The sequence below is a fragment of the Dokdonella sp. genome (assembly GCF_039926425.1).
GTDB lineage: Bacteria > Pseudomonadota > Gammaproteobacteria > Xanthomonadales > Rhodanobacteraceae > Dokdonella_A.
In genome coordinates this window covers 37,219-48,174 of sequence record NZ_JBDSWZ010000148.1, presented here as the reverse complement: position 1 = coordinate 48,174, position 10,956 = coordinate 37,219, and the positions used below count along the sequence as shown (strand labels likewise).

The 10,956-nt window shown below is 64.1% G+C and carries 7 protein-coding genes; all 7 read left to right on the top strand.

Annotation, left to right across the window (positions count from 1 at the left end; genetic code table 11):
• Positions 1-143 precede the first annotated feature (143 nt).
• A complete protein-coding gene (locus ABIV12_RS08915; RefSeq protein ID WP_348058392.1) occupies positions 144-830 on the top strand; it encodes a DUF2461 domain-containing protein in 687 nt (228 codons plus the stop codon).
• 240 nt (positions 831-1,070) lie between these two features.
• A complete protein-coding gene (locus ABIV12_RS08910) occupies positions 1,071-2,351 on the top strand; it encodes an HlyD family efflux transporter periplasmic adaptor subunit (RefSeq protein WP_348058390.1) in 1,281 nt (426 codons plus the stop codon).
• A gap of 237 nt (positions 2,352-2,588) precedes the next feature.
• Positions 2,589-3,350, top strand: coding sequence for an ABC transporter ATP-binding protein (locus tag ABIV12_RS08905; protein WP_348058388.1), 762 nt, complete (start codon positions 2,589-2,591; stop codon positions 3,348-3,350).
• Positions 3,351-3,440: 90 nt separating this feature from the next.
• Complete coding sequence (locus ABIV12_RS08900) at positions 3,441-5,876, top strand: ABC transporter permease (RefSeq protein ID WP_348058386.1); 2,436 nt, start codon at positions 3,441-3,443, stop codon at positions 5,874-5,876.
• Entirely contained in the window at positions 5,869-6,018 is a 150-nt protein-coding gene (locus ABIV12_RS08895) for a hypothetical protein (RefSeq protein ID WP_348058384.1), read from the top strand. The genes ABIV12_RS08900 and ABIV12_RS08895 overlap by 8 nt, the downstream gene beginning before the upstream one ends.
• A gap of 33 nt (positions 6,019-6,051) precedes the next feature.
• Positions 6,052-8,511 (top strand): ABC transporter permease, encoded by a 2,460-nt coding sequence (locus tag ABIV12_RS08890; RefSeq protein WP_348058382.1) that lies wholly within the window; start codon positions 6,052-6,054, stop codon positions 8,509-8,511.
• 11 nt (positions 8,512-8,522) lie between these two features.
• The gene (locus ABIV12_RS08885; protein ID WP_348058380.1) at positions 8,523-10,907 is read left to right on the top strand and encodes an ABC transporter permease; all 2,385 of its coding nucleotides are present in this window, start codon (positions 8,523-8,525) and stop codon (positions 10,905-10,907) included.
• Positions 10,908-10,956 lie beyond the last annotated feature (49 nt).

Genomic DNA, 10,956 nt, shown 5'->3' with positions numbered 1-10,956 from the left:
GGCCGTGGGAGCAGCTTCAGCCGCGATGCTTGGGTCGACAGATCGGCATCCGCCTCCAATGACCACTCGACCCGGCAACGCAGACGGTTCACCCGCCGCATAGGCACTCTTACAATCGCGTTTTCCTCCAATCGACGACCGCCTTGGCCACGACCTACTTCACCCCGAAGACCTTCAAGTTCCTGCGCGACCTGGCGGCGAACAACAACCGCGCGTGGTTTGCGGACAACAAGCAGCGCTACGAAGACGTGCTGCGCGATCCATTTCTACAACTGATCACCGACGTGCAGGCGCCGCTCGCGAAGATCAGTCCGCACTACATTGCCGATCCGCGCGCACAAAATGGTTCTTTGTTTCGCATTTATCGCGACACACGCTTCGCCAATGACAAGACCCCGTACAAGACTTGGGCCGGCGCGCGCTTCGCACACGAACGCCGCCGCGAGATCCAGGCGCCGTCGTTTTATCTGCACCTCCAGCCGCGCGACTGTTTCGCGGGCGGCGGGCTGTGGCACCCCGAGCCCGCAACGTTGAAAAAAATCCGCGACTTCCTCGCCGACAATCCCGCGGCGTGGAAGAAAGCCGTGCACGCGAAGGCATTCCGCGAGCGCTTCGAATTCTGGGGCGAAAGCCTCACGCGCCCGCCGCGCGGCTTCGATCCCGCGCACGAACTGATCGACGACCTCCGTCGCCGCAACTTTGCCGCGGGGCAATCGTTCAGCGACACGATCGTCACGTCGGACGAGCTGCTCCCACGGATCGTCGATATCTTCAAGCGCGTCGCACCGATGAACGACTATCTGTGCGCCGCGGTGGGGCTCGAGTTCTGAGCGCATCCATTCCGGCCAACGGCCCCGTGGGCCGGACGCGTGCTTTTTGCGGCCGGCGCTCTTGTCCGTTCGGGCGGTAAAAGCGCCGGCCGCGTAGAACGCGTCCGGCCTACGCCGCCGCCGCGATGCCTCTTTGGCAAGTGAACGGCAGCGTTCGGAAGGTGTTCGGTATCGGACAGTTTTCTGGCGCGACAGCTTCATGGATTCTCTACAATCAATCACTTGCATGGATCGGGAGCCTTGGCACGCTCCCTGCTCTCTCCACGCATGGATATCGCACGCCCCGAACTCAAGAAGCGCAAACGCAATCGCCGGATCATGATCGGCGCCGCAGTCGTCGTCGCGATTGCCGGTGCCGGCATCGGACTCGCATCACTCGGACCGGCGATTCCATCGGTGGAACGCTCAAGCGTTCTGGTCGACACCGTCAAGCGCGGCGAACTGCTGCGCGAAGTACGCGGGCCGGGCACGCTGGTGCCAAAGGAAATCCGCTGGATTGCTGCCGAAACCGCAGCGCGCGTCGAGCACATCGTGGTCCGCCCGGGTGCGATGGTCGAGCCCGACACGGTGATCCTTGAGCTCAGCAACCCTGAAGTCGACGACCAGTTGCTGGCCGGCAAGGCCGCGGTCACCGCTGCGCAATCGGATCTGGCGGCAAAGCGGACAGAACTCACCTCGAAGCAGCTCGACGAGCAATCGTCCCTCGCACAGGCGCAAAGCGATTACGAAACGGCAAGGATGCAGGCCGAGGCGGAAAAAATCGTTGCCGAAAAAGGGGTGATCCCAGCGGTGCAATACAAGAAGAGCATCGTGGTGCTTGCACAACTGAAGAACCGTGTCGGCATCGAACAACAACGCGTCATCGAGTTCAAGCGCAACATCACCGCACAACTCGCCGCGGAGCAGGCACGTCTCGATCAACTGATCGCGACGCGCGAATTGCGCCAGAGGCAGGCCGACGCGTTGCATCTGCGCGCCGGCATCCACGGCGTGCTGCAACAGGTTCCGGTTGAGGAAGGCCAGCAGGTGGTTGCCGGGACCAACCTCGCGCGGGTCGCGCGTCCGAACGAACTGCGTGCCCAACTGCGCATCGCCGAAACGCAGGCAAAGGACATCGTGCTTGGCCAGCCGGTAAAGATCGACACGCGCAATGGCATCGTCGACGGCAAGGTCACGCGCGTCGATCCGGCGGTGCAGAACGGCACGGTGCAGGTCGATGTGGACCTCGTCGGCAGCCTTCCTCCCGGCGCGCGACCCGACCTGTCGGTGGACGGCACGATCGAAATCGATCGGCTGCCCGACGTGCTGTATGTCGGCCGCCCGGCGTTTGGCCAGCCCGATTCGCAAGTGCGTCTGTTCCGCGTCGACCCGGCAAGCGGAATCGCATCACGGGTACCGGTCGCACTCGGCAAGAGTTCGGCCAACCTGATCGAGATCCGCAACGGTCTGGCGGTGGGCGACACGGTCGTGCTGTCCGACACCAGCGCGTATGACCAGCACGACCGCATTCGATTGAAGTAATGGTGGGGCGAAAATTTGAATCACGATGAACACGAAGACAAATATCCGAGAGAAGGCACGCGTCTGGCCTGGTGGTCCGACGCCGGCCAATTCCCAATCAGTCATGGCCACGAAACCGCATCTCTTCTTCAGTCCGCATGGCATCGCACACTCGTCCCGCGATTTTGACCGACCGCTTTTCCGTCGTGTACTTCGTGTTTCAAGCTTCCGCCGTACAGCCCATCATCGGACACAACCATGACCACTGACAGCCTGATCCACCTCGAGAGCATCAAGAAGGTGTTCCTGACCGACGAGGTCGAGACGCACGCGCTCGCTGGCGTGCATTTCGACATCCGCAAGGGCGAGTACGTGTCGATCTCGGGTCCTTCCGGCTGCGGCAAGTCGACCCTTCTCGCAATTCTTGGCCTCCTCGATACACCGAGCGAGGGCACCTATACCTTGAATGGTCGCGAGGTCGCCGATATCGGCGCGAACGAACGCGCGCAGATCCGCAACCAGGAAATCGGCTTCGTTTTCCAGGCGTTCAACCTGATCGGCGACCTCACCGTGTTCGAGAACGTCGAACTGCCGCTGACGTACAGGGATGGCGTGTCGAAAGCGGAACGACGCGATCGCGCGGTTGCCGCGCTCGAGCGGGTCGGCATGGCGCATCGCGTGAAGCACTATCCGGCGCAGTTGTCCGGCGGTCAACAGCAGCGTGTCGCCGTCGCTCGCGCGCTGGTCGGCTCACCGTCGATCCTGCTCGCGGACGAACCCACCGGCAACCTCGACTCGAAGAACGGCGAAGCGGTGATGGCCTTGCTCGATGACCTGCACAAGGCGGGTTCGACGATCTGCATGGTGACCCATGACACGCGTTACGCAGAATTTTCAGACCGCCGCATCTTCATGTTCGATGGACGCGTGGTCGATGAAGCGACGATGCATCGGCTTCGCCATGAGGAGGACGAGCGACTGCTGCGACCGAGCCGCAACACCGTCGGCCAGTCGTTGTAGCAGACGGCTCGCACAGGCGCAGGGTGCGACTGCAAAGCCCGGCGCATCGACGATTCACAGCGCGATTCATCACTACGAGAGGAAGGTCCCATGCGATTTGCGTTCGCCGATTTTCGCCACGCTGCCCGGCAACTGGTGGCACGCCCGGGATTCGCGCTGTTCTCGATCTTGTCGCTTGCCATCGGTGTGGGCGCGGAAACCACGTTGTTCAGCGCCGTCAACACGTACCTGTTCGCAGGCGTGCAAGGCGTCGGCGCGCCGCAGGAACTCGTCGAGATCGACGGCACGCGACGGGGCTCGGACTTCGTCAGTTTTTCGTATCCTGATTTTCGCGACTACGCCGACCGCATCAAACCGTCTGCGGCGTTGTTCGCCTACCGCCTCGAAGCAGTGAACCTTACCGCCAACGGCGAGCCGCAGCGGGGCCTCAGCACGTTGGTGAGCGGAAATTACTTCGACGCGCTACAGGTGACGCCGTATCGCGGACGACTGCTCAACCCGAATGACGATCGCATCGATTCGGGCACGCCGGTGGCGGTCGCCACTTACGCGGCATGGCGCAAATATCTCAACGCCGACGACGGCGCCATTGGCAAGCCTGTCCTGATCAACGGTCGCGCGTTTACTCTGATCGGCGTGACGGCACCCACGTTTCACGGACTGATCGGATTCTTCAGCCCGGAGTTCTACCTGCCGCTGAGCCAGCGCTCCCTGCTGCAGCCGGGAATGGCGCAGGACCTGACTAACCCCAATGCACGCTGGCTCTCGATCGGGGCACGCCTGACGCCTGAGGTGACGCCGGCTCGCCTCGAGCAGGAACTGTCCGCGATCGTTACACAGCTCGCGGCCGATTCCGGAACCTCGAAGGACAATCCCGGCGTGCGCCTTTCTCCACTGCGTTCGATGCCCGCGGAATTCCACGGCAGCCTGCTGGCATTCTCAGGCTTTTTGTTTGCGTTGATTTCGATGATCCTGCTGGTGGCCTGCGTCAATGTTGCAGGCATGATGCTGGCGCGTGGCGAAGGGCGTCGCTTTGAAATCGCAGTGCGATTCGCGTTGGGCGCGAGTCGTGGCAGGATCATTTCGCAGTTGCTTGCCGAAAGTGCGCTGCTGGCGGTGGCCGCGGGCATCGTCGGTGTGACGCTGAGTCTCTGGTGGTGCCGCCTGCTCGAACGGATCGATCCGCCGACGCCGGTTCCGGTGCTGCTGCAGATTCCAGTCAGTTCGATGGTTCTGCTCTTCGCATTGGGCTGCGTCATCGCAACCACCATCGGGTTCGGCCTGCTACCCGCGCTGCGCGCGTCCAGTCGCGCACCCGGCGCGGGCGAAGTGCTGGTCGGCCGGCAGGAGGCGGGCCGACGCTCGCGCGTCGGTGCAGCACTCGTGGTCGCCCAGATCGCACTGACGCTGGTTCTTCTCGTGACGGGTGGATTGTTCCTGCACGCGATGCAGCGTGCTGCTGCGATCGACCTCGGCTTCGATGCACAGAACGTGCTGGTTGCCGATTTCAACTTGCGTCCGAGCGGCTACGAGGATTCGCACCAGTTGCGCCTCCAACAGTCGTTGCTGGAGCAGGCGCGCGCATTGCCTGGCGTACAACAGGCCGGTCTCGCCGCGGTGACGCCACTCAGCCTCGACCGTATGCAGATGGGCAGCTTCCAGGTCGCCGGCGCGCGCGACGATGAATTGTCGCCGGACGTCAACCTGATTTCTCCGGGTTATTTTGCGGCCCTCACGATCAGGATGAGCGGACGCGATTTCGACACGCACGACGCCAAAGGCAGCAGCGACGTCGGCATCGTCAATACGTCGCTGGCACATCGACTCGCCGCGGATGGCAACGTGCTCGGCCACACCTTTCGCTATGGCGACGGCAAGGACATGCGCCAGCTGACGGTCATCGGTATTGCGGAAGACGGCCGCTATGCATCGCTGTCGGACGTCAATCAGCCATTCCTGTTCCTGCCGCTGGCGCAATGGCCGCACGCCGAAACATCGCTGGTCGTGAAAACGGATCTGCCGGCCAGTTCCTTCGCACTGGAGTTGAACGGTGCAGTACGGTCGCTCGATGCGTCGCAGCCGGCCGGCCAAGTGCGTCCACTCGGCGATCTCATCGCGCTGTCGTTGTTGCCACAACGCATCGCCGGGCTGATGTCGCTCGCACTCGGCACACTGGGCCTGCTGCTGGCCGTCATCGGCCTGTATGGATTGATCACGATGCATATAGTCAGCCGCACGCGCGAATTCGGCGTGCGTCTGGCGCTCGGCGCCAGCCCCGGCCGAATCCTGCGCGAGGTGATGCAACGCGGAGCGCGGCTGCTCGTGCTCGGACTGGCAATCGGCACACTTCTGTCATTCGGCTGCGAGCAATTGATCTCCAGCCTGCTGTTCGGCGCCGGCGTCGGCGATGTTTCCGTCTTTGCCTTCAGCGCAATCGGGCTGGCCGCGGCTGCGCTTCTCGCCTGCTGGCTGCCCGCGCGAAACGCCGCACGCACCGCGCCGATGGAGGCCTTGCGGCATGAGTGAGCCGCGCGCACCCAACTGGAATCAACGCGTGCAAGCGGCAATTGCCGATGGTCGACACCCGTTCTGCACGCAGCGCACCTGCGCGATCCCCACCTTGCGCGCCTCGCGCATCTCGCCGATGGAGGCGCTGCGGGATGAATGACCGCAACGCCATCATTTCACACGGGAAACAATGATGCTCGACACCCTGATGCAGGATCTTCGCTACGGTTTGCGCACGCTCGCCGCGCGGCCCGGGTTCACCGCCGCGGCACTGCTGACGCTCGCGCTGGCAATCGGTGCGAACACGCTGGTGTTCAGCCTGATCGAAGGCATTTATCTGAAGCCGCTGCCGTACCGCGACGATGCGGCGCTGATCGACATCGAGAACGCGTATCCGAAGATGGGCCTCGCTGCGACCGGCGCATCGATTCCGGACTACCTCGACCGCCGCGAGCAGGTCCCGGCATTGACCGACAGCGCGCTCTACAGCGGAGACAACTTCAACCTTGCTGAAAACGGCGCACCGGAGCGCGTGCACGGTATTCGTGCGACGCCTTCGTTGTTTTCCACACTCGGCGTCAGCGCCACGCTTGGCCGCACATTCACCGAGGAAGAAGCGGTAACCGGTCGCGACAAGGTGGTCGTGCTCGGCAATGCGCTGTGGATGAACCAGTTCAATGCGGATGCGTCGGTGGTCGGACGCGAGCTGCGCCTCAACGGCGAGAATTATCGCGTGGTTGGCGTGATGCCGGCCAGCTTCATGTTTCCAGATCGCGAGACTGTGTTGTACGTGCCGTTCGCATTCACCGACGCGCAAAAAGCGGAAACCCAGCGCGGTACCGAATTCTCGATCGGCATCGCACGGCTTGCCCCTGGCGCGACGATCGCGGACGCGAAGGCGCAATGCGATCTGGTGATCCAGCGCAATTTCGATCGCATCGATTCCGTTGGCGGCGCGCAAGGCGCGCAGTTCGCACGGTTCATGCGCGACGCGGGTTTTACCGTCAACGTGCGGCCACTGCGTTCGCTGCTGGCCGGTGACCATGCGCAGATGTTGCTGTTGCTGCAGATCGCCGTGGCCCTCGTGCTGCTGATCGCATCGGCGAATATTGCCAACCTGTTGTTGACACGTCTGTCCGCGCGACAGAAGGAGCTCTCCGTACGCGCCGCGCTCGGCGCGAGTGCTGCGCGTATCGCGCGCCAGTTGCTGATCGAGGCGTTGTTGCTCGCATTGATCGGCGCCGCGCTCGGGATCGGCGTGGCCGTCGCTGGCCAGCGACTCGTCGCGATGTCCGGGCTGCTGCCGGATTGGGTGTCGCTCGGTCTCGATCTGCGCGTGCTGTCATTCACTTTTGCGGTCGCGGTCGGCACCGGTGTGCTGTTCGGACTGTTTCCGGTCGTTTCCGCGAGACTGTCGCAGCCGCAGCGGGTGCTGCGTGAAAGCACCCGGATCGGTGGCGGCGGGCGCGGCGCGATTGCACTGCGAAATGCGCTCGTCGTGACGCAGCTCGCGCTTGCAGTCGCACTGCTGGCAAGCGCCGGCCTGCTGATGCGCAGCTTCGCCAACGTCATCGACCAGAGTCCCGGCTTCGACGCGAACGGCGTGCTGACCGCGGCCATCGCGCTGCCACACGGAAAATACCCGGATCCGGCCTCGCGCGCACGGGTGATGGCACGCTTTCTCGACGCAGCGCGCGCGCTGCCCGGTGTCACCGCGGCAGGCCTCACGGACGTGCGACCGATGTCGGGCGCGGTCAACGGATCGAGTTACGCGCTGGTCGGGCATCCAGGCAACGGCGCGACTCCTCACGCGTTCGTGCGCACCGTCGATGCGGACTATTTCAGGGCGATGGGCATCGCGCTGCAGCGTGGCCGCACGTTCAACTCCGATGACTGGAACAGCGCCAACAAGGTTGCACTCGTCGATGCGCTGTTCGCGCAAAAACGTTTTCCCGATGGCGATGCGATCGGTCAGGTGCTCGATCTCGACCGACCCGGCGTGTCCGGCCAGCAGTACGCCATTGTCGGCGTCGTCGACACCGTCAAGAACGGCGATCTTGGCGAAGACGTGACCCAGGAAACCTTCTACTTGGATTACGGTCAGTCGCCGACCGACACGGTCGCTCTCGTGCTTCGCACCCGGACTGAACCGGGCGCTCTCGCGGCACCATTGCGCGCGGCGATCCATGCGATCGATGCCGAACAACCGTTGTTCGACATGATGACGCTCGATCAACGCGTGCAGTTGTCGCTGACGGGGCGGCGCGTGCCGATGCAGTTGATTGGCGTCTTCGCCGCGCTCGCGCTGTTACTTGCCGCGATCGGCATCTACGGCGTGCTCGCATTCGCAGTCACGCAGCGTACGGGCGAATTCGGCGTGCGCATGGCCATCGGTGCGAACGGATCGCAGATCCGTCGCGAAGTGATGTCCGATGGAGTCTGGCTGATCGGAATCGGAATCGGCACCGGTGTGGTCGGTGCATTTGGGCTCGGCATGCTGCTGAAAAGCCAGCTCTTCGGCGTCGACAGCATCGACCTGCCGAGCCTCGTGGCGGTGGTCGGTGTCTTGGCATCGACTGCACTGGCCGCGTGCTGGCTGCCGGCACGCCGCGCGTCCCGGGTCGCGCCCACTGAAGCGCTGCGCCACGAGTAGGAGATCGCACGATGAACGTTTCGAATCTGCTGCAGCGTCAAGTGCGCTCGCCCGCCTTCGCACTGGCGGTGACTGGGCTGGTGGCGGTGGTCGTCGCAATCAACGCGACCGCGTTTGGCGCCCTGCATGCGCTGCGATGGAAGGCATTGCCTTACGAACACGGCGAACAACTCGTCGAGCTGCGTGCGAACCTGCAGAAATTCGGCTTCAAGGTCGGACTGAGTGACCGGCTGCGTGTCACCCTCGAACAGGATCACGCGCGGTTCGCGGATCTGGCGGGTTTCATCGCCGACGGGCAGACCATGAGCGACGAAAGCGGTCGTGCCTGGCATGTCGCACGGACAACGCCGAATATCGGCCGTGTCCTGGGTGTGGCGCCGGCACTCGGACGCGGATTCACCGATGAGGACGCGCACCCGGGCGCCGATCACGTGGTCCTGCTGTCCAACAACGAATGGCGTTCGCACTTCGACGCCGATCCGGCGATCGTCGGACAATCCGTGCGGTTGCGCGGCGAGACATATCAAGTGATCGGCGTGATGCCGCCGTCGTTTGCATTTCCCGATGCGACCATCAATGCCTGGCGGCCGTATGCGATGTCTGCGTCGGAACAGGCACAGGCGGATCGGGGTGAAGTCGGCGACCTCGGGATCATCGCGCGGTTGACGCCCGGCACCACGATCCGCGACGCCGATGCAACGATGACGACCCTACTCGCATCGGGCGGCGGAGTCGCCGGACTGGTTGCGAATGCCGGCCTGACATTCGAAGCCCGACCGTGGCGCGAACGTTTCGGTGAATCCGCGCAGCAACCGCTGGCGCTACTGCAACTCGCCGCGCTGATCCTGCTGGCGGCAGTCGGAGCAACGCTGGTGAATCTCCAGCTCGACCGATTGCTCGGGCGCGCGCGCGAGTTCGCGGTGCGACGCGCACTCGGCGCACGCGGACGCGACATTGCGCTGGACATCATCGCCGACATCGCACCACCGTCGCTGCTCGGGCTCGCACTCGGACTGCTCGCGGTACCGTCATGCATCGCGTTGATCGTCGACCGCGGACTGTTGCCGGCGAATCCTCCGCAAGGCGTCCAGTTCGGGCCCGCGGCTGTCGTCGCGGGCACGCTCGCCGCGCTGCTGGCCTTCTGCAGCAGCCTGTTCGCCGCCGCGATCGCTCAACGCGCAAATCGTCTGTCGTCGCGCGCGGGAACCGAAGGACTCGGACGCGTTCGTCCGGCGATGCTCGTCGTGCAGGTGATGCTGACCACCGCATTGCTCGGCGGCGCCGGCTTGCTGTTGCGCAGTGCGCTGAATCTCATTTCGGTCGACCGTGGTTTCGACGATCGCGGCGTGCTCATCACCGCGATCCAACGCGCGCGCGCCACCGGCACGCCCGTTGCCGTCGACGAACGCGCGCGCTGGCAAACGCAGGTGTCGGCGCTGCGCGACGACCTCGCAACGTTGCCCGGAGTGCAGAATGTCGCCATCGCGGATACCCCGCCATTCACCCACATGGCAAGGGTGGCGACGGTGCATGTGCCGGGGCAGGACGGTGACCAGACCGCACGCGTCAACGGCATCGGCGTCGGTTATTTTGCCGCGCTCGGTATCCGCATCAGTGCCGGGCGCGCGTTCGAAAACGCCGATGAAGGCGATGCGAGTCCGGTCATCGTCGATGCGTTGTACCGGCAACGCTATCTTGCATCGGTCGACCCGCTGACGGCCACCGTCGGCATTGCAGACGCAAACGGCGCCATCCGCCGCGCGCGGATCATCGGCGTGGTGCCGTCGGTGAAGCAGAACTCACTCGACGAAGCGGGCGATCTGCCGACCTACTACACGTTCACGCCAGCGCCGTCGCCGACAGTGTTTCTCGTCACCCGCATGTCGGGCCGTCCTGCCGACCTCACCGAAGCCGTACGCCAGCGCGTGATCGCGCATCTGCCCGACGCCGGCATCGTGACGAATACGCCGTTGTCGGTCCTGATCGCGCAGACGCTCGCGGATCGCGAAACCCTGCTTGGCGCGGTCGGCGGATTCGCGCTGGTCACGCTGCTCCTGACCGGCGCCGGTCTCGCACTCGTGCTCGGCTTCGCGGTGCGCCGCCGGCAGTCCGAGCTCGGCGTGCTGATGGCGCTCGGCGCCGATCCGTCCGGAATTCTACGTCTCGTGATGCGCCAGGGCGGTCGTCTGATCGTCCTCGGCGCAACCCTCGGAGTGCTGGCCGGTGTCCCGTTCGCGCGGGTACTTGCCGAGCATCTGTATGGACTTGCGTTTACCGACCCATCGACCTGGATCGGATCGGTGCTGCTGGTACTCGTCGTTGCAGCATTCGCATGCTGGATTCCGGCGCGATCGGCCGCGCGTGTGTCACCGACCGAGGCATTGCGACATGAATGATCTGCGCGCCAAGGGACACGCCATGACCGCGTCCACAGGACGATCGACA

Excerpts from the sequence above, each read along its gene's own strand:
- ABIV12_RS08895 (WP_348058384.1), top strand. The coding sequence starts at position 5,869 with ATGAGTGAGCCGCGCGCACCCAACTGGAATCAACGCGTGCAAGCGGCA.
- ABIV12_RS08890 (WP_348058382.1), top strand. The coding sequence starts at position 6,052 with ATGCTCGACACCCTGATGCAGGATCTTCGCTACGGTTTGCGCACGCTC.
- ABIV12_RS08900 (WP_348058386.1), top strand. The coding sequence starts at position 3,441 with ATGCGATTTGCGTTCGCCGATTTTCGCCACGCTGCCCGGCAACTGGTG.
- ABIV12_RS08885 (WP_348058380.1), top strand. The coding sequence starts at position 8,523 with ATGAACGTTTCGAATCTGCTGCAGCGTCAAGTGCGCTCGCCCGCCTTC.
- ABIV12_RS08905 (WP_348058388.1), top strand. The coding sequence starts at position 2,589 with ATGACCACTGACAGCCTGATCCACCTCGAGAGCATCAAGAAGGTGTTC.